General features: G+C 68.1%; 16 protein-coding genes and 3 pseudogenes. 8 read left to right on the top strand and 11 right to left on the bottom strand.

What is annotated here, in order from left to right; all coding sequences use genetic code 11:
* Positions 1-364: 364 nt before the first annotated feature.
* Positions 365-2,770, top strand: a pseudogene (gene ppsA, locus ACFVX4_RS36100) (phosphoenolpyruvate synthase); the annotation flags it as partial.
* Between the two features lie 54 nt (positions 2,771-2,824).
* Here the strand turns inward: ppsA and ACFVX4_RS36095 are convergent.
* From ACFVX4_RS36095 to ACFVX4_RS36075, 5 genes and pseudogenes are all read right to left on the bottom strand, one after another.
* A pseudogene (locus ACFVX4_RS36095) lies at positions 2,825-3,688 on the bottom strand (universal stress protein); the annotation flags it as partial.
* A gap of 120 nt (positions 3,689-3,808) precedes the next feature.
* A pseudogene (locus ACFVX4_RS36090) lies at positions 3,809-4,393 on the bottom strand (CBS domain-containing protein); the annotation flags it as partial.
* A gap of 13 nt (positions 4,394-4,406) precedes the next feature.
* Complete coding sequence (locus ACFVX4_RS36085; RefSeq protein WP_389985982.1) at positions 4,407-5,009, bottom strand: CBS domain-containing protein; 603 nt, start codon at positions 5,007-5,009, stop codon at positions 4,407-4,409.
* 120 nt (positions 5,010-5,129) lie between these two features.
* Positions 5,130-5,888 carry a CBS domain-containing protein gene (locus ACFVX4_RS36080; protein ID WP_389985979.1) on the bottom strand — a complete coding sequence of 253 codons (759 nt, stop codon included), beginning with the start codon at positions 5,886-5,888 and terminating at the stop codon, positions 5,130-5,132.
* An 87-nt stretch (positions 5,889-5,975) separates the two neighbouring features.
* Positions 5,976-6,650: a CBS domain-containing protein gene (locus ACFVX4_RS36075; RefSeq protein ID WP_389985976.1), complete on the bottom strand. Its 675-nt coding sequence runs from the start codon at positions 6,648-6,650 to the stop codon at positions 5,976-5,978.
* Between the two features lie 279 nt (positions 6,651-6,929).
* Between ACFVX4_RS36075 and ACFVX4_RS36070 the strand changes: the two genes are divergently transcribed.
* Positions 6,930-7,832: a universal stress protein gene (locus tag ACFVX4_RS36070; RefSeq protein WP_389985973.1), complete on the top strand. Its 903-nt coding sequence runs from the start codon at positions 6,930-6,932 to the stop codon at positions 7,830-7,832.
* Positions 7,832-8,689 (top strand): universal stress protein, encoded by an 858-nt coding sequence (locus tag ACFVX4_RS36065; protein ID WP_389985970.1) that lies wholly within the window; start codon positions 7,832-7,834, stop codon positions 8,687-8,689. Before ACFVX4_RS36070 ends, ACFVX4_RS36065 begins: the two co-directional genes overlap by 1 nt.
* 169 nt (positions 8,690-8,858) lie before the next feature.
* On the opposite strand, the gene ACFVX4_RS36060 is transcribed toward ACFVX4_RS36065, so the two are convergent.
* Positions 8,859-9,482: a CBS domain-containing protein gene (locus ACFVX4_RS36060; RefSeq protein ID WP_389985967.1), complete on the bottom strand. Its 624-nt coding sequence runs from the start codon at positions 9,480-9,482 to the stop codon at positions 8,859-8,861.
* Between the two features lie 68 nt (positions 9,483-9,550).
* Here ACFVX4_RS36060 and ACFVX4_RS36055 point away from each other — a divergent pair, with 68 nt between their 5' ends.
* From ACFVX4_RS36055 to ACFVX4_RS36035, 5 genes are all read left to right on the top strand, one after another.
* A complete protein-coding gene (locus tag ACFVX4_RS36055) occupies positions 9,551-10,156 on the top strand; it encodes a universal stress protein (protein ID WP_389985964.1) in 606 nt (201 codons plus the stop codon).
* Positions 10,153-10,419 carry a universal stress protein gene (locus ACFVX4_RS36050; RefSeq protein ID WP_389985961.1) on the top strand — a complete coding sequence of 89 codons (267 nt, stop codon included), beginning with the start codon at positions 10,153-10,155 and terminating at the stop codon, positions 10,417-10,419. The genes ACFVX4_RS36055 and ACFVX4_RS36050 overlap by 4 nt, the downstream gene beginning before the upstream one ends.
* A gap of 179 nt (positions 10,420-10,598) precedes the next feature.
* Positions 10,599-11,273, top strand: a complete 675-nt coding sequence (locus ACFVX4_RS36045) for a CBS domain-containing protein (RefSeq protein ID WP_389985958.1) — start codon at positions 10,599-10,601, stop codon at positions 11,271-11,273.
* Between the two features lie 513 nt (positions 11,274-11,786).
* Positions 11,787-12,014 (top strand): SHOCT domain-containing protein, encoded by a 228-nt coding sequence (locus ACFVX4_RS36040; RefSeq protein ID WP_389985955.1) that lies wholly within the window; start codon positions 11,787-11,789, stop codon positions 12,012-12,014.
* 362 nt (positions 12,015-12,376) lie between these two features.
* A complete protein-coding gene (locus ACFVX4_RS36035; RefSeq protein ID WP_389985952.1) occupies positions 12,377-12,796 on the top strand; it encodes a CBS domain-containing protein in 420 nt (139 codons plus the stop codon).
* A gap of 310 nt (positions 12,797-13,106) precedes the next feature.
* Here ACFVX4_RS36035 and ACFVX4_RS36030 read toward each other — a convergent pair whose 3' ends face one another.
* The 5 genes from ACFVX4_RS36030 to ACFVX4_RS36010 form a co-directional block, all read right to left on the bottom strand.
* Entirely contained in the window at positions 13,107-14,630 is a 1,524-nt protein-coding gene (locus ACFVX4_RS36030) for an aldehyde dehydrogenase family protein (protein WP_389985949.1), read from the bottom strand.
* Between the two features lie 98 nt (positions 14,631-14,728).
* Positions 14,729-15,979, bottom strand: a complete 1,251-nt coding sequence (locus ACFVX4_RS36025) for a GAF domain-containing protein (protein ID WP_389985946.1) — start codon at positions 15,977-15,979, stop codon at positions 14,729-14,731.
* 105 nt (positions 15,980-16,084) lie between these two features.
* Entirely contained in the window at positions 16,085-16,678 is a 594-nt protein-coding gene (locus ACFVX4_RS36020; protein ID WP_389985943.1) for an N-acetylmuramoyl-L-alanine amidase, read from the bottom strand.
* A gap of 40 nt (positions 16,679-16,718) precedes the next feature.
* Positions 16,719-17,735: an acetamidase/formamidase family protein gene (locus tag ACFVX4_RS36015; protein WP_389985940.1), complete on the bottom strand. Its 1,017-nt coding sequence runs from the start codon at positions 17,733-17,735 to the stop codon at positions 16,719-16,721.
* Positions 17,732-19,219 (bottom strand): APC family permease, encoded by a 1,488-nt coding sequence (locus ACFVX4_RS36010; RefSeq protein WP_389985937.1) that lies wholly within the window; start codon positions 19,217-19,219, stop codon positions 17,732-17,734. Before ACFVX4_RS36010 ends, ACFVX4_RS36015 begins: the two co-directional genes overlap by 4 nt.
* Between the last annotated feature and the right edge of the window lie 132 nt (positions 19,220-19,351).

Raw genomic sequence — 19,351 nt, 5'->3', positions numbered from 1 at the left:
TCAGCCCGTATCCGCTGAGCCGTGCCGACCGGGCGCTGAGGGACCTGGCCGCCGACCGGGTCAGCGGCGCCGCCGTCCTCGTGCCCGGCTGACCCTCGTTCCGACTGGGCCGCCATCCTCGTCCCGCAGCGACCCACGCTCTCGTCCCCGATGACAGCCGGTTCCGGCCCGGCCCCGGCCATGGGCCGTTCGGTCCCTCTTCGGCACGGCCACTCGGCCCAGCCAGTGGCCCCCTCGGCACTGCGGCGATGCCCCTTGGGGAGCGATCGTGGATGTCGGATGCCTTGTCCGGACCCCGCACCCGAAGAGGTGACCACGATGCAACGCATCCGGATCAGGATCTGGCCGGGGCGGCCACGCGGCCATGCGGAACAGGACTGCGTACCACCTCCGGCGGGCCCATGCCCTACTGAAGCCCGCAGTCACCGCACTTACGGCGGAGGACATCATGGCAACCACTCGACGCGTCGCACCGTTCGAGGAATTCGGCCGGCGGGACATCGGCCTTGTCGGCGGCAAGAACGCCTCACTGGGGGAAATGACAGCACATCTGGCAGCTGCGGGTGTGCGGGTGCCCCCGGGCTTCGCGACGACGGCTGACGCGTACGGGGAACTGCTCGACGGCCACGGGCTGCGTGCGCGGATCGAGGAGCAGATCGCACGGTTGCACGACGGGGCCGCGCTGGACGAGGTGGGGGCGGGGATCCGGTCGATGATCATGGCCGAGCCGCTGCCGGCCGGGCTGCGGACCGAGATCGTCTCCGCGTACCAGAAGCTCGCGCGCGACCAGGGCCGAGAAGATCCCGAGGTCGCCGTGCGAAGCAGCGCCACCGCCGAGGACCTGCCCCAGGCGAGCTTCGCCGGCCAGCAGGAGACCTACCTGAACGTACGCGGGCCTGCCCAGCTGTTGCTGTCCTGCCACCGCTGCTACGCCTCGCTGTTCACCGACCGCGCGATCGACTACCGGGAACGGATGGGCTTCGACCACCTCGCGGTGGCACTCTCCGTCGGCGTCCAGATCATGGTCCGCTCCGACCTCGCGGGTGCCGGAGTCATCTTCACCCTCGACCCCGAGAGCGGATTTCCCGAGGTCATCGTGGTCAGCGCGGCTTGGGGCCTGGGCGAGACCGTCGTCAGTGGCCGGGTCGACCCCGACGAGCACACGGTCTTCAAGCCGAGCCTCAAGGACCCGGCGCTGGATCCGGTGATCGATGTACGGATCGGAGCGAAGCGGAAGAAGGCGGTCTACGGGCAGCACGGACGGACCCGGAGCGTAGATACGACCGGCGAGGAGCGCTCGCGATGCGTTCTGACGGAAACGGAGGTCCGGCAGCTGGCCGAATGGGCGATGACCGTAGAGGCACACTACGGGCGTCCCATGGACCTGGAATGGGCCAAGGACGGCCTGACCGGGGAACTGGCGATCGTGCAGGCCCGCCCCGAGACGGTCCAGTCCCGCCGTCGCACGACGACGCTGCGTCGCTGCCGCCTGATCGCCACTCCGCAGCAGAGCCTCATCGAGGGCATCGCGGTCGGTGAGGCCATCGGCTCGGGCCCGGTCGTCGTCCTCGACTCGCCCGTGGACCTCGACCGCTTCCCGACCGGCGGGGTACTCGTCACGGGCATCACCGACCCCGACTGGGAACCCGTCATGAAGCAGGCCTCCGCGATTGTCACCGACCACGGCGGACGGACCTCGCACGCCGCCATCGTCAGCCGCGAACTCGGTGTCCCGGCCGTTGTCGGCACCGGACAGGCAACCGAGGTGCTGCGCAACGGCCAGAGCGCTACCGTCTCGTGCGCCGAGGGAACCCGCGGCCGGGTCTACGCGGGGTTGTTGCCCTACGAGGAACGCGAGACCGATCTCACCGAGCTACCCGCCACCCGGACCCGCGTGATGCTCAATCTCGCCGACCCGTCCGCCGCCTTCCGATGGTGGCGCCTGCCCGCCGACCGTGTCGGGCTCGCACGCCTGGAGTTCATCGTCGCCCACCAGGTCAAGGCTCACCCCATGGCACTGCTGCACCCCGAGCGACTGGACCGGCACGACCGCTGCGCCATCGACCAGCTCACCGAGGGCCACCTCGACCGCGGCCAGTACTTTGTCGACCGGCTGGCCCACGGAGTGGCACGCATCGCCGCATCCCGCTGGCCCGACCCGGTCGTCGTACGGACCAGCGACTTCAAGACCAATGAGTACGCGCGGCTGCTCGGCGGACAGGCATTCGAACCGGTCGAGGCGAATCCGGTGATCGGCTGGCGCGGCGCCAGCCGCTACTACAGCGACGGCTACCGCGAAGGCTTCGCACTGGAGTGCCGGGCACTGCGCCGGGTCCGCGACGAGATGGGGCTGACGAACGTCATCGTCATGATCCCCTTCTGCCGCACTCCGGAAGAGGCCGACCGGGTTCTGGACGTCATGGCGGAGCAGGGACTGCGCCGGGGCGAGCACGGCCTCAAGGTCTACGTCATGGCGGAGATTCCCTCCAACATCATCCTGGCCGACGACTTCGCCCAGCGCTTCGACGGCTTCTCCATCGGGAGCAACGACCTGACCCAGCTCACCCTGGGCGTCGACCGCGACTCCGAGACCCTCGCCCATGTCTTCGACGAGACCGACCCCGCAGTCACGCAGAGCATTCGGCTGCTCGTACTGCGCGCCCATTCCGCCGATCGCGCGGTAGGCCTCTGCGGCCAGCGCCCCAGCGACGACCCCGCCTTCACCGAATTCCTGGTGAGGGCCGGCATCGACTCGATCTCGGTGGCACCGGACAGCGAGCTGATGACCGGTCGGCCTCGGCCAGGATCCGGCAGGACGACATCGTCATTCGTGAGCGATGACGGCGACGGGCGCGGTGGAGTGATGGAGGATCGCGTGAGCGATCGGGCCGATGTGCGTGCCGACCGAGGACCGGCGGATGCGACGGCCGACGACCATCAGACCCGCCTCGGAACCTGCCTCCAGGAGTTGCTCGGAGGAGGGTCCGACTGTCACCCGCGCGTCGAGGTCGACAGCCGGGTACATATCCCGCCAGGGTCTCAGCATGTCGTCCAGGCCGGTTCGCTCGATCTGGGCTATCCGGGCATTGACTTCAGGGTTGTACGCGGATCCGGACCCGGCCAGAGGGGGCAGCATCCAGCTGTGCAGCGCATGGAGTGTGCAACCCCGCCGTGATGCCTCGCCGAACGCGAAGGAGAGCAGGGCATCGCACGGCCGACCGGTGTCGACCCCCACGACCACGCCGCGGTCCAGGTGCCGCCCCCGGGCATGCGGCAGCGCGTCCTCGGCCGCGCGTACCAGGACGACGGGCTGCTCCACGGAGTGGATGACGGCCATGCCGACGGATCCAAGGACGAAGCCCCTGAGCGTACCCAGTCCTCGGGAGCCGAGCACCAGCATGCCCGCGCCCGCTGCGGCATGGGCCAGTGAGGCCGCTGGTTGTCCGTCGAAGGATTCGGCGCTGATCTCCAGTCGCGGGTGCTTGTCCAGCAGTTCGTCGGAAGCTTCACGCAGGAGGGTCCGAGCCGCCTGGCGGCGCTCTTCCGAACCGGCCGCGGGAACAACGACGGGCGAAGCCCATATTTCGGCGTGGACGAGATGGAGGGGCGCACTGCGAAGGAGCGCTTCCCGCGCGCCCCAATGAGCTGCCGCGACACTTTCTACGGATCCGTCGAGGCCGACGACAATACGCCGGTTCATGATGGCCCTCCTCGGACAGGGGCTGCTTCGGGTCGGTAAGAACTCGCGTATGCGTCGGCGGGTCAGACCCTCTTCTGCTGCTGCCTCGTGTTCACCCGTACATCGTCGGACATCGTCCTGCTCGTGGTCGAGCCGGTTGATCACGTCCACGACTCCGTCGACGCTCCGGCACAGACGCAGGACGACGGGGACAAGGCTGTGCCGGGTCACGGTGCCACTGAGGGTCACGACACCGTCGGCGACCTCCACGGTCAGCGACGAGGGACTGAGCCGCAGCGTGTGCGTCAGGACGTCTTCGAGGATCTCCTCCTGGATGGCGTGGTCGCTGCGCAGAAAGAGTTGCAGGAGGTCGCTGCGGCTCAGGACCCCGATCAGCCGGCCTTCGCTGTCGATGACAGGGAGCCTCTTGACCTTGTGCTTCTCCATGACGCGAGCGGCGCGGACCGCGCTCCACCCGGGAGCTGCGGTGATCGCCGGGTGACTCATGAGATCGACGGCTGTGTTCCCGGTGTCGTGCCGGCGCAGCAGGTCGGCCTCGGAAACGACGCCCACGGGGCATCCGTTCTCGTCCAGGACAGGCACGGCGGTGATTCCGAACTCGTCGAGGAGCCGGGCGATCTCCTTGAGCATGGTGCCGCGCTGGACGCTGACGGCCGCGGGCGTCATGAGGTCGGAGACGCTGCGATGCCTCATCGTTGCCCTCCGTTCACGCGGGAACTTCGGACTCGAACCGGGCTGAGACGTCCACGACTCCCGGCACCGTGCGCGCGACACGCACCAGCACGTCACCGAGCGACGGGTCGGGGACGGTGCCGCTCAGACGGACGATGCCGTCGGACACACGGACGTACACGGTCGCGGAGCCCCCGGGGATCAGCTGATTCATGATCAGCTCGCGCAGTTCCTGGGCGATGTCCTCGTCCGGACGGAGGTAGATCTTGAGTAGATCACCCCGGCTGACCACTCCCACGAGACGTCCGTCGTCGTCGACGACCGGCAGCCGTTTGAGGTGACCGCGCGCCATCAGCCGGGCGGCCCCCGCTATACCCGCGCTGCGGGGCACCGTCACGGCCGGGACGGTCATCAGCTGACCGGCGGTGACGGCGCGGGACTCGTCTCGGCCCTGTGCCTTGAGCAGAAGGTCCGCTTCGGAGACCACACCGACGACTCGTCCCTCGTCGGACACGACGGGCAGTGCACTGATCCGCCATTGCCGCATGGCCTCCACGATGTCCTTGAACGGCGCTCCGCGGTTGACCGTGACGACGGCGTGCGTCATCACGTCGTCGACGGTACGCAGATGTTTCATGGCTCTCCTCCAGGAATATGAACCCGTACCTTCGAGCGTCGCCACCGCCGACGTCCGCCGGTAGGACCATCCGGGGTCCGGCGGGGACTGATCGGCCCTCTTTTGTCCCGGCATGAACGCTCAGGTGTTGTCGGCGTCAGGCGCAGGATCGTGATTCGGCTGCAGATCGTCCACGGCGTATGCGAGGGACTGGTCGACACTGACGACACCGTCGACGGAGACGCACAGGTGCTCGATGATCGGAATGCTTGAGCGTTCCTCCACCGTGCCGCTCAGGGTGACGACTCCTTCCTGAACGGTGACCGTCACGCCGCCCGGTGTCAGCCGGAGAGTCCGGCCCAGTACTTCGTCGACGATTTCTTCGTGTATGGCGTCATCGCGGCGGAGCATGGGGCGTAGCAGATCCGAGCGGCTGACGATGCCCACGAGCGTGCCGGTGTCATCGATCACCGGAAGGCGTTTGACGCCCCGCTCGTTCAGGAAGCGCGCCGTCTCGACGATGCCCCACGAGGGCCGGGCCGTGAGCAGGGGGGTGGACATGAGATCAGCGGCGGTGCGGGCGTCCATGGTGCGGTGGTCGACGGCCGCCGTGCCGCCTGGTTGGTCACGGCCCTCTGCTTCCGGCAGGCCCGCCTGTCTGCGGAGCAGGTCGGCCTCCGAGACGATGCCGATGGGGTGGTGGTGGGTGTCCACGACGGGCAGGGCCGAGACGTCGTTGTAGGCAAGGCTCCAGGCGACCGTTTTGAGTGATGCTTCGGGGCTGGCCGTGGCCACGTCCCGGGTCATGACTTCGGCAACAGTGCGGTGCATCATGGTCCGATTTCCCTTTCGTGCAGGGCGTCGGTCGTGGGAAACCACGTCATACGGGACGCCGCCCACGACCGGCGACGGGTTACATGCCCGCCGCGGCCTGGACGAGTCGACGGCCACTACACCGTGACGGGTGGCGTTGGCAGCAGCGCGACCTCACCGCTCGGCGGACGGGCCATGCGTGGCCCCTTGGGAGGAGGCGGGTACGGGGCCGTCCACGGGTGCGGTCACGTGACTCACGACCGCGACCACCCCGTCGAGCTGTTCGGCAAGGTAGGCAAGGATCGCGATCTGGCTCCGGCTCTTCAACCGGCCTTCCAGGGTGACAACACCATCCATGACGTGGACGGTGACCGCGTCGGGCCCGAGCCCCATGGCGTTCACCAGTACGTCCTGGATGATGCGTCGTCGTATCTCTGCGTCGGGTCGAAGGAAGAGACGCAGCAGGTCCCGGCGCGTGACAATGCCGACAAGCCTGCTCTCGTCGTCCACGACCGGAAGCCTCTCCACGCCACTGCGCGTCATCAGCCGGGCGGCCTCCGGCGCGCTCTCCACCGCGTGGACGGTCACCGCCGGCGTCGACATGATTTCGGCAGCGGTGAATTCCGCTCCGGACGGGGCCGTGGCACCGGCATCAGGATGACCCGCCGCCTGCAGGCTCAGCAGATCGCTCTCGGAGACGACACCGACAACCCGATCCTCGTCGTCGAGTACGGGCAGTCCGCTGATGTCGTGCTGGGCGAGCAGCTTCGCGACCTCCTTGAAGGAGGTGAGAGGGACGACCGAGACGACGTCGTCGGTCATCAGGTCTCCCACCTTGATGTGCTTCATGGCGGTACCTCCTGCCGTCTCGCAGTGATTCATCCGGACGCGATGCCGGAGGTTGTTCAGGAACCATGATCCTTCGGGCCGCACGGGGACAGGAGGGCCGAACGGGGCGTGACCGGGACCGGTCGGGCCCGGCCCCGGGCGCCATGGCACCAGGGGCCCTCGCGATTCTCCCGACAGGGTCCATCGGCCCCGGGGCGGTCCTGAGCGGCCCTCTCCCCGCAGGGGCGAGCGGTGCCAGTGTGAGAGCTGACCCTTCAGTGGCCGCGGTGAGGAGCAACCATGAAAGGCATCATCGGCAGCCCGGCACTGGGACCCGTAATCGTCGGCGTCGACGGCTCTGAGCCGGCCCGCCGGGCAGCGCTGTGGGCAGCGGCCGAGGCCGCCCGTCGTGGTAGCACATTGCGCATCGTCCACGCGACTGACACGGACAGCCGGGTTCTCCGTCTCTCGGGAGAGAACATCGAGCGCATTCGCAGAGCGGGCCACGAACTGCTGCGGGAAACCGCCGCGGCCATTACGGAACAGTATTCCGATCTGCACGTCACCACGGAGTTCAGCGGCGGCGCGGCCGTCCCCAACCTGCGCTGGACTGCTGGCCTGCGCGGCACTGTCGTGGTGGGCAACCGCGGTCAGGGCGGGTTCAAGAATCTCATGCTCGGATTCGTCGGCCTGAAGGTCGCCGCCGGCGCCACGACGCCCGTGGTCGTGGTCAGGGGTACTGACAAAGGGGCGGAGAGAGGCGTGGTGCTTGCCGCGGTCCGTGACGAGCACGATGTCGAATGCGCTCGGTACGCGGCGTGCGAAGCTGAGATCCACGAGGCCTCCTTGCGGCTGCTGCACGTGTGGCACATTCTCGGATCCGTCGGACTCGCCGTGACCATGCTCGACGATGTCGAAGCGATCGCCGGCGAACACATCCACCATCTGACCGCCGTGGCGGACCGGATTCGCGATGAATTCCCGGACCTGAACGTTCAGGCGGAAGCCGAGAAGAGCCTGACCGTCGCCGGGGCCCTGGTGGAGGCATCGTGCCATGCGGATCTGCTCGTGATGGGTGGGCGACGGACGCCCGGATACATCGGCCCCACCCTCGGCAGGGCGACGCACAGCCTTCTGCACCACGCGCACTGCCCCGTGCAGCTCATTCCCCGGCACGGTTCCGGACAGGGGAGTGATTCGTGATGGACACCGACGAACGCCGTGAGCTCGTCGTCGGCATCGACCCGGCCAGGAATCGGCACCTGGCTTTGGCCTGGGCGGCCGACGAGGCACGTCGACGCGGGCTGGGCCTCCGGCTCGTCGTAGCCGTACCTCCGGCGCGCGAATGGCGTGAGGGCGATGACCGCCCACGCAGGAAGGCCATGTCGGAAGCCGGGGCGGACGCTCTTCGGGAGGGGGCCGACTGGGCCCAGGTGCGCCACCCGCAACTGCAGCCGGTCACCGAGCTGCTCGACGGCTTCCCGGCTGCCGTGATCGGCGGGCTGTCCGCGCGGGCCCGCATGGTCGTTCTCGGGTCCCGCCATCTGAGCCGTACGGCGGAGTACTTCAGCGCAGGCTCCCTCGTCGTCCCCGTCACGGCCCAGGCGCGTTGCCCCGTGGTGGTTGTGGGCGACGCGGAGCACATCACCCAGCAGCCGGCCTACCTGGTGGTGGGAATCGACGGCAGTGAGTCCTCGAAAGCGGCGCTGGGGCTGGCGTTCGAGGAGGCCGACCTCCGCGGTGCAGCGCTCCGTGCCGTTTCGGTGTGGCAGCCGCCCCTCTTCATGATCCACGACGAGAAGGACGCTGTGCAGGCTCAGCGACGCATGCTCTCCGAGACGACGGCGGGCTGGTCACTGCGGTACCCGGACGTGCACGTGACCCATGAGGTACCGACCGGACATCCGGTGGAGGAGCTTGCCGGGGCGGCGGAGCACGCCCTGGCTGTCGTCGTGGGCCGCCGCGGCCGTGACGGCTACGCGGGCATGCGGCTCGGCTCCGTTGTCCACGGGTTGCTGCACCGGGCGCACTGCCCGGTGATCACGGTTCCCCTCGTGTGAAACCCGTCGTGACGAACGCTTCCGGCCGGGGAGAGGAACCCCGGACAGGAGCCCGTGCCGGCCGGACCGGAGGCGGCGCGGGGCGCTTCGTCGTTCAGTGAGGGCCGCTACGTTACGGCCGCGTCGTCCCTGATGACGAAGTGTCTCTGAAACCGCTCTCCTGGAAACGTCAGGCAAGATCCATGCGCACGTCCACGACGCCTTCGACCGCGCGAATGGCCCGAGCCAGAAGTGGCACCAGAGCACGGTCCCGGAGAGGTCCTTGAACAGTGACGACACCGTCCAGCACGGTGAATTCCACCCGGTCCGGGGGAGATATATCGACGAGCACAGTGGATCGGATCTCCTCGTCGATCTCCTCGTCCGGGCGCAGGAACACCTTCAACAGGTCGCTGCGGCTCACGACACCCTCCAGCATGCCCAGATCATTCACGACGGGCAGTCGTTTCACGCGCTTGCGCGCCATGATGCGGGCGGCCTCGGCGAGTGTGGCGTCGGGGTGGACGGTGACGGCCGGACTGGACATCAGATCCCCGGCCAGTACTGCGTCGGCCTTGGACGCCTCATCGAGCTGGCCGGGCAGCTTCGGGTCGTCCTGCCGGAACTCCTCCTTCGGCAGCAGGTCCGCCTCGGACACGACCCCGACGACGCGGCCCTCGCCTTCGAGGATCGGAACGGCGCTGACCTTCCACTGGTGCATCAGCTCGACGATTTCCTTGTACGACGCCTCGCGGCCGATGGCCACGGCCGTGTGGGTCATGACATCGCTGACGGAGTACGGGGACGCAGCCATGGGGTGCTCCTCGGGCGTGACTCCTGGGTGGTGGCGCGACGGCTTACTCAGACGAACCCGCCGCTGTCATGAAGGGGACAGGGATCGCGCGGACGGATCCGAGTGGCCTGCAACCGGTGGACGGGCGGGACCTGCCTGACCTGACGGCCGAACCGAGGATGGGATCTACGTCCACCTGCTTTCCTCCACTATCGGCCTCCTGCACCGTGTGGGCCAGCCGGATATCGCGGCAGCAGCCGGTACAGCCGACCCCCTCCGTGCCGCCGCCGAGAAGTTCGTCGTGCGGGCGGTTCAACCGAATCACGGAGGGGTCGAAAGCTCCGCATCCGGGCCGAACCGGCCCTCGGCCTTCCTGCTCCGATGCGACTGTGGGAACGGGTGTTCTCATTCCCGTGGGCGGATGGAAGTCGGTGAGGATGATGAAGTCGCCCCTGGTCTTGGGCGTGGACGGATCGGAGACCACCCTGAGGGCGGTCGACTGGGCCGCTGATGAGGCGGTTCTCCACGGACTGCCACTGCGGCTGGTGTACGCGTCCAGGTGCGTGGTACGAGGGCGCCGCGCTCGCACTCAGCTTTGGGCCGTCTCGTCGGAACAGGCGTCGTCGGCCGCTTCGTCGAATCCGCCGCTGAGCGGGCCCGTCGTCGTCCGGATGTCGAGATTCCAGCTGAGGTGACTGAGGACGCGGGGATCGCCCTACTGCACGAGGCGCGCCATGCAGAGGCGCTGATCACCGGAGAACGAGGCCGCGGCGGGCTCACCGGACTTCTGCTCGGCTCGGTGGGCCTGGCCGCGGCCGCGCGGGCCCCGTGTCCCGTCACCGTCGTGCGGGGTGCCGGACGCACCGCGTTCGCCTTCGCGCCTGCTGGTGCCGGTGGCCGGACTTTCGATGGCAAGGCGATCGCAGAGGCGAACTCGCATGTTCGTCACCGTTCCTAGGTGTCGCTGTACTCAAACTGCCACGCACGGCGTGCCGCCGCGGGAGGAGGGAAGCACAATGCCGGGGGGAAGAGTAGGCCGTTCCCCGGAGTCCAACGGCCCCGAAGACGAGCCTGTCGGATCGATTGTGGGCGTCTGATTCCTGCTTTCTGACCAGCACTCCCCGAAAGGCGAGTCACATGCATCACCGAACCGTTGCAGAGCTCATGACCCGGGACGTCGTTCGGGCGCGGCGTGACCTGCCGTTCAAGGAGATCGTCAAACTGTTGGCGGAGAACGCTGTCACCGCAGTGCCTGTGGTGGACGAATCGAACCGGCCCATGGGTGTCGTGTCCGAGGCCGACCTGCTGCGCAAGTCCGCAGACCTGGCCGACCCGACCGGCCGGACACCGATTCCGCATCTGGAGGCGTGGGAGCAAGCCAAGGCCGAAGGGGCCCGGGCCGAGGAATTGATGTCGGCCCCGGCAGTGTGCGCTCGTCCGGAGTGGACCGTGATCGAGGCTGCTCGCCTAATGGAAGTGCAGGACGTGAAACGTCTGCCCGTTGTCGACGAAACGGACAAGCTATTGGGCATTGTCAGCCGCAGAGACCTGCTACGGGTCTTCTTGCGTCGCGATGATGCTATCCGTGAGGAAATCAACCGGGATCTGTTGCAGCAGACGATGGGCCTCGCTCCCTCGGCCGTGACGGTCGAGGTCCGGCAGGGGGAGGTGGTTCTCAGAGGATCCGTCGAATTCAAGAGTCTGATTCCCATCATCGAACGGTTGTGCAGGAGCGTCGACGGCGTGGTGTCCGTCGCCGAGTACCTGTCCTACCGGACCGACGACGCACCGAGTTCACCCACCAACACGTGAATTGTCTGTGCCGCTGTCATCTGGGGTTCTTCTCGAATGAGAAGAACCCGTGCTCGGCGCGTCTTGCTCACCCCTGCAATCCCCTGTCGCCGTCTCCCCCGCCCCGGAACGTGCGACGGGGGCGGCAGCAGCGCGGAGGGGGCTTCCACACCGCCGTTCGGGCTTCTTGTGAGACGGAGACAGTCTCATGGAGCCAGTCGTCATCGTCGGTCTCGACGGGGCACCTGAGAGCCTGGCTGCTGCCCGTTGGGCGAGCGGCGCAAGCTTACGCTGCGCCTGCTGAATGCTCTGCGGCATCCCGTGGCTCAACGTCTTGAGCAGATTTGGTCAGCGGCCGCCCGCGTACAGATCGGTACGGACCATTCGGTCTCTGACAGGGACCATGTTGCCCCTCGTCATCAAGGCCATGCAACGCCACTCTGGAACTGTCCACGGTTGACCGTCCGAGAGAAGGTGATTGGCGTGATGCGGTATCACGGCGGTTGGGGTTGGGGCTGGAGTGGATGGCTCTTCATGACCGTGATCATGGTTGTGTTCTTGTCGCTGCTGATCGTCGGGATCTTTGCCCTGGTCCACTACCTCACCAACACCCACCGCGGTCACCAGTCCGGCCTGTCTTCCGGTGAGGCAGCATGGGGAAGCCGACGAGCCGAAGACCTGCTCGCGGAACGGTTCGCCCGCGGGGAAATCGACGAGGACGAGTACAAACGGCGCCTCATGTTGCTGCGTGAACAGCGGTAATCGGCACCGCCGCGCACTGCGGCCGGACATTTGAGCCGGCACACAGTGGCCTTCGGCGGCGGCCTCGGCACTGAACTGCCTGGATGCCTCCAGACGCCTGCCTGGCTGCTGGTCCCTCTTGCTGGTCACTGTGAGCCGGAGGCGGGCCCCGTCAGCAGCGTCCGGCTGAGCCGTACAGTTCGGCGGTGACCTGGCCATGGGCCTTCTATCCCGCGACTGCTCACGTGGTGGCTCACCTCCTTTTGGTTGGCATGCGTACGGGATACAAAGAACCCACACTGGTTCCAGGGGAAGTTATGCGGGGACGTGCCCGGGTCTGTGGGCTCTGCCCGCGTATATCCTCGGGCCGGAAGGAGATGGCCATGGCCATTGCACGGGAGATCATGCACGCCGATGCAACCTGCATCCAGGAGAACGAGACACTGGAGGTCGCGGCGCGCCGGATGAGTGAGCTGGACATCGGAGCGCTCCCGGTCTGCGGGCCGGATGACAGGCTTCACGGCATCGTCACCGACCGCGACATCGTGGTGAAGTGTCTGGCCAAGGGCAAAGACCCGAAGAGGATGACCGCGGGCATGCTCGATCAGGGCAAGCCGATCACTATTGACTCCGGGGCCGACGCGGATGACGTTCTGCGGATCATGGAGAAGTACAAGATCCGGCGTCTGCCGGTCATTGAGAACCATCGTCTGGTCGGCATGATCAGCGAGGCGGACCTCGCACGTCGCCTGCCGGAGGAGGAGGTGGGTCACTTCGTCGAGGTCATTTGCGCCGCGAAGTGACCATCGGTGGCGACGCCCCGGTGCTGCCCGAAAAGACGGCCCTCGGGCAGCGCATGAAGGCGGCCATCCACTGGCCGGGCCGACGTGCGTAGCATGGGCGGCGCTTCTTGCCCTGTTCCACTACGGCTTGCTTGGCGCACGGGACACAGAACGTTCCGGAGCTGCCGCGTGATCCAGGCGAAGCATTGGTCAGGAGGGATACAGCTGTGGGAGGAATTGGGAGTTAGCGCGCAAGCCGGGCGGTCGAGAGTGGGCTGAGCGAAAGGCGCCTGACGGGTGAAAACCCAGATCAGGCGCCTTCTTCGTGCTTCTAGAAGAAGCCTAGCTTCTTCGGTGAGTACGACACCAGAAGATTCTTCGTCTGCTGGTAGTGCTCCAGCATCATCTTGTGGTTCTCTCGGCCGATCCCGGACTGCTTGTACCCACCGAAGGCCGCGTGCGCCGGGTACGCGTGGTAGCAGTTCGTCCAGACCCGGCCTGCCTGGATGGCGCGGCCCGCCCGGTACGCGGTGTTGATGTCGCGCGTCCATACGCCGGCCCCGAGGCCGTACAGCGTGTCGTTCGCGGTCCTGATTGCGTCGTCGAAGTCGGAGAAGGACGTGACCGCCACGACCGGGCCGAAGATCTCCTCCTGGAAGACCCGCATCCGATTGTCGCCCTCGAAGACGGTGGGCTGGACGTAGTAGCCGCCCGCCAGCTCTCCGTCGTACTCGATCCGCTGACCGCCCGTGAGGACCTTCGCGCCCTCCTGCTGACCGATGTCCAGGTACGAAAGGATCTTCTGCAACTGGTCGTTGGAGGCCTGCGCGCCGATCATCGTGTCCGTGTCCAACGGGTGTCCGGGGACGATCCGCTCGGTGCGGGCGATACCGGCTTCCAGGAATTCGCCGTACAGCCCGCGCTGGATCAGTGCGCGCGACGGACAGGTGCAGACCTCGCCCTGGTTGAGGGCGAACATGGTGAAGCCTTCGAGGGCCTTGTCGCGGAAGTCGTCGTCCGCGTTCCAAACGTCGTCGAAGAAGATGTTGGGCGACTTGCCGCCGAGTTCCAGGGTCACCGGCTTGATGTTCTCGGATGCGTACTGCATGATCAGCCGCCCCGTCGTCGTCTCACCGGTGAAGGCGATCTTCGCGACGCGCGGGCTGGAGGCGAGGGGCTTGCCGGCCTCCGCCCCGAAGCCGTTCACGATGTTGACGACGCCCGGCGGCAGCAGATCGGCGACCAGCTTCAGCCACACGTGGATGGAGGCCGGGGTCTGTTCGGCCGGCTTGAGGACCACCGCGTTGCCCGCCGCGAGCGCCGGGGCCAGCTTCCATGTCGCCATCAGGATCGGGAAGTTCCACGGGATGATCTGCGCGACCACGCCGAGCGGTTCATGGAAGTGGTACGCGACCGTGTCGTCGTCGATCTCGCTGAGCGAGCCCTCCTGGGCGCGCAACGCACCGGCGAAGTAACGGAAGTGGTCGATGGCCAGCGGAATATCGGCAGCCAGGGTCTCCCGCACCGGCTTGCCGTTGTCCCAGCTCTCGGCGACCGCGAGCTCCTCCAGATGGGCCTCCATCCGGTCGGCGATCCGGTTGAGGACACCCGCGCGCTCGCCTGCCGCCGTGGCTCCCCAGGCGGGCGCCGCGGCATGTGCCGCATCCAGGGCGAGTTCGACGTCCTCGGCCGTTCCGCGGGCGATCTCGGTGAAGGGGCGGCCGTTGACGGGGCTGGGGTTCTCGAAGTACCGACCGCGGGCGGGCGGTACGTACGCGCCGCCGATCCAGTGGTCGTAGCGGGACTCGTACGAGACGATGGCGCCCTCGGCTCCCGGCGCGGCGTAACGGGTCATCTCTTTGGCCTCCCGGATCCGGTGCCGCCCGCCATTGGACGGCCCTCGGCGCGAGGGTAGGCAGTGGTACGTTGCAACCCCGTTGCACGGGGGAGCGGCTACCGCTGCTCGACGTCCAGCGCCCGCGCCCTGGCGAGCAGTGCCGGGCGCTGCCCGGCGGGAACGGCCGCGGCGAGTGCCTGCCAGACCGGCAGGTCGTCCTCGCCCCAGGGGCTGTACGCCCAGTCGGCCAGCAGCCCCGGGTCACCGCGCGCGATGAGTGCCGCCCGCAGCTGCTCTTCGAGCCGGCGCCGAAGACGGATGACGGACGGCGCCTGCGAGGCCGGCAGCAGCGGCCCCGAATAGGCGCCCAGCGCCGCAGCCACCGCGCCCGAGGCCAGCCTGCGCGCCACCGTGTCGAAATCCGCGTCGACCGGAGCGGAGAGACGGTAGGGGCGGGAGAGGAGGAGTTCCGGGCCGAGCAGCCGTCGCAGCCTGGAGAGTTCGGCCCGCAGGGTCACCGGGATCACCGACTCGTCCTCGTACAGTTCGACGAGGAGTTCGTCGCCGCCCAGGCCCTCGGGGTGGCGGGCCAGCGTCGCCAGGATCTCGCTGTGCCGCCTGCTGAGCCGGATCCTGCGGCCTCCCGCCACGAGCAGCGCCTCGTCCCGGCCGAGTGCGCTGAGCCGCACGGTCCCACCGTCCGGTGCGGGCGCGAGCAGTGCGAGCTGCGTCTCGGCGGCGCGCGCCACCGCCTGCACGAACGCGAGACTGTGCGGATGCGCGAGCCGGTCCCCGCCGGTGATGTCCACCGCGCCCAGGACCCGTCCCGTGTGCGGGTCGTGCAGCGGCGCCGCCGCGCAGGTCCACTGCTGGACCGGCCGCAGGAAGTGCTCGGCGGCGAAGACCTGCACCGGACGGTCCACGGCGATGGCCGTCCCCGGTGCGTTCGTCCCGGCCGCCGATTCGGCCCAGCGGGCGCCCTCCACGAAGTTCATCCGGCCGGCGGCCCGTCGGGTCACCGCGGGTCCTTCGACCCAGAGCAGTCTGCCGTGCGCGTCGCACACTGCGAGCAGATGCTCCCCGTCCGTCGCGTAGGCGCCCATCAGCTCACGGATGACCGGCATGGCGGGGGCCAGGGGATGCCCGTCCCGGTACGGTCCGAGATCGTCCGGACCCAGCTCGACCAGGGCCGCACCGTCCGGGCTGACCCTGGCCCGCGCGGAGCGCCGCCACGACTCACCGACGACCGGCCGGACCGGCCGCTCCAGCCGGCCCGCCGTGGTGAACACCTCGTGTGCGTGCCGCAGTTGGCCGATCCGTTCACCGGGGTCCGCATCGGCCGCCAGCGCCACCCAGGGATCCTTCAACTCACCCTCCCGTCCAGGGGCGTCATGACCACCCATCGTCGTCGCAGCCGGCCGCTGCGACAACCGCGGCGCACAGGGCGGATCGGCCCGGGTGGCGAAGGAGTATCAGCCCGCCGAGTACAGATTGACGAGGCGGATGTATCGCACCCAGTCCCACTGCGGGCCGGGATCGGTGTGGTCGGTCCCGGGCACCTGGGCGTGGGCGAGGATGTGCGCGCGGTCCTTCGGGATGTCGTAGCGGTCGCACACCGAAGCGGTCAGCAGCGCCGACTTCTCGTACATGGCGTCGGTGAAGTACGAGGGCTGGTCCACCCAGCCCTCGTGCTCGATGCCGATGCTGCGCGTATTGTAGTCCCAATTGCCCGCGTGCCAGGCGATGTTCTTCTCCCGGACGCACTGGGCGATGTAGCCGTCCGCCGAGCGCACCACATAGTGCGCGGAGACCTGCTTCGCCGGGTTCTGGAAGATCCCGATCGTGTTCGGATACGTCTCCTGGGTGACATGGATGATCACGTACTGGACCGGATAGGCCGAAGGGCGGCTCGACACCGTGTAGTTGGAGGTGGACGCGGGCGTCCAGTGGGCGAGCGGATAGTCCGTGTCGCCCCCGGTCGTGGCGGCCATGGCGCGGGTGGAGGCCGGGATCAGGGCGGCGGCCGCCGTGGCGGCGGCGCCCTGGAGAAGCCTTCTGCGGTGCATGAACACTCCTGTGGGGGGAGAGGGGTTGAGGTCTTTCGGGTCAGGGGCTGGACAGCAGTGTCGCAGTCTCCCGCAGATGGCGGTGGAGACCGCGGTGGGGGTTACCCGCGGGCAGCCACTCCTTGCGGATCTTGGTCACACAGGTGTAGTTGGTGTCGCACACATTGGCCAGCGGAGCCTCACCGGCCTGGCTGACCAGCTGGTAGGCGTCGAGTTCGGACAGGCTGTAGTCGCGCGCCAGCCACTGCACCAGGTCCAACTGGGAGATCCGGAAGGCGTCTTCCAGCGGGCGCGCGGAGCCGGTCGACATCAGATGGGTGTCGGACTCGATGCGCGGCCACGGAGTGGTGACGCCCTTCAGCAGCTCGACGAGCACCACCGTGTTCATCGCGCACTCCACGGCGACCCCGCAGGTCTCGCCCTCGCCCTGGCGGGCATGGCCGTCCCCCAGACTCAGCAGCGCACCCTCGACGTTGACGCCCAGATAGCAGGTGACGCCCGCCCGCATCTCGGGCGTGTCCATGTTCCCGCCGTGCGCGTCGGGCACCAGCGCGGACCGTACCTCCAGATTCGCCGGAGCCACCCCGACCGTGCCGTGCATCGGATCCATCGGCAGTTCCACCTGGATGTCGCTGTCCCGGGCGCTGAACAGGCAGGTGCGGCGTGCCCGGTCGAGCTGCCACATCCACACCACCTCGGGCAGCGGAGCCTGCAACGACGCGGTGGCGTGGGTGGAGGTGAGCGCCCCGAAGAGCGGCACGGTCGTCGAAGCGGCCCAGTCCCTGGCCAGTTCGATGGACACGAAATGCACCGCGACGGTGTCGCCGGGCTCCGCTCCCACCACATGGAAGGGGCCGGTCTGCGGGTTGAGGAAGGGGAACTCGCAGACCTCGGAGACCAGGTCCTTCTCGGAGCGGACCCGCCCGGCGAAGCAGTCCTCCGTGTATACGTCGAGGAACGTCCCCGGCTCGATCCGGGCGACCGGAGCCGCTCCGCCGAAGGTCCAGGCGTACTCGCCCTCCTCGGGGCGGACGGTCAGGATGCGGGGGTCGTTCATGGCTGCACTGCTCCTGTCTCTGCTGTCCCGGCCGGCGCCGGGGTGTCGTCACGATGGATCCGTCCGGTCTGCGCCACCCGATCCGGATGTCTGCGCAGCAGCACCGCCAGTACAACGATCCCGATCAGCATCCAGACACCGACGACCGGACCGGCGTACGAGACGGGCGCGCTGAGCTCGGAGACGAAGTCGAAAGCCGGGATTCCGGCGGCCGTGAGCAGCGCGGGGACGAACGCCGCGATGCCCAGTACCGGGAACAGGAGGTGGAGTACGGGGTTGAAGGCGTCGCGACGCCTTCGCAGGAAGTAACCGGCGCAGGACAGATTCACGATGATGTACACACCGATGATCACCGTGACGATCACGGTGGCCAGCAGCACGAACGCGGTCACCGGGTCATAGGCGAAACCCAGCCCGAGCGCCGCGCCGACCGCGATCACGAATTGCACGGCCACTCCGGTGACGGGGGAGCGGCGCCGCGGGTGGAGCCTCGCGAAGGCCTGCGGGAACACGCCGATACGGCCGAGCGCGAACGCCGTACGTGTCGACACATTGGCACACGCGTTGGCGTTGGCCACGGTCGAGTTGACCACGGCGAGGAAGAGCAGTACCCAGAACAGCCCGAACGAGGCGCGGGCCACGCCTTCCCAGGAAGCGGCCCCCGAGCCGCCGAATCCGGCGAATCTGTCGGGCCCGAAGTACACCGACATCGCGTAGGTGGTCAGGACATAGACCAGGCCGATGGAGAGCGCCGCGCCGAGTACCGCGCGCCGCATGGTGCGGCGCGGGTTCTTCGTCTCCTCGGCGAGCGGTGCCGCGGCCTCGAAGCCCGCGAAGGCGAGCACGGTGTAGACCGAGCCGGCGAAGATCCCGCTGATGCCGTCGAATCCGTCGGCGGTGTGCGAAGTGCCGAATACCGAAAGGGTGTTGTCCGCACCGGCCTGCCCGATGAGCAGCACGGCGAAGACGACGAATACGAGCACCTCGAAGATGCCGAGTACCGTGCCGAACCGGGCGGAGGCCCGTACCCCGGAATACCCGGCGAGCGCGATGATGACCGCGCCCAGTAACGACCACGGCCACCACAGGTCCGCCGGGTAGGACGGCCACTCCTGGTGCAGCGTGCGCGCTGTCGTGAAGCCGAGCTGGAGCAGCAGCAGCGCGGGCACCAGCGCCTCGACGAAGACGTAGCCCCAGCCGACGAGGAACCCGATGGCCGGATGCAGCCCCTGCGCGGAGTAGGTGGCGACGGAACCGGCGGCCGGCAGCTGGCGGGCCAGTTCGGCGACGCACGAGGCGGTGAACAGGCAGGCGACCAGGGCCACCACCACGGACAGCGGCAGACTGCCGCCCGCGAACGCGGCTCCGGCCGGAATCGACGCGGCGATGGCCGCGGCGGGGGCCATCGCCGTGATGCTCTGGAAGAGGACTTCGCGCAGCCCGATGGCATCGCGTAACAGTCCGCTGCTGGAATCCCCCGACATCCCGCGACTCCCTCTGTGTCCGATGACCGGAAGGCGTTGTCCGATGTGCGGCCGAGTGTCTCGCGCGCCCTACCGTACGGGCGCCGCGCGGGTGGCGGAAGACGGCAGGAACCGAAAACGACTTCGTGGAGA

This window comes from Streptomyces sp. NPDC058240 (assembly GCF_042882135.1).
In the GTDB taxonomy this organism is placed as follows: Bacteria; Actinomycetota; Actinomycetes; order Streptomycetales; family Streptomycetaceae; genus Streptomyces.
This window is presented reverse-complemented; position numbering and strand designations above follow the sequence as displayed.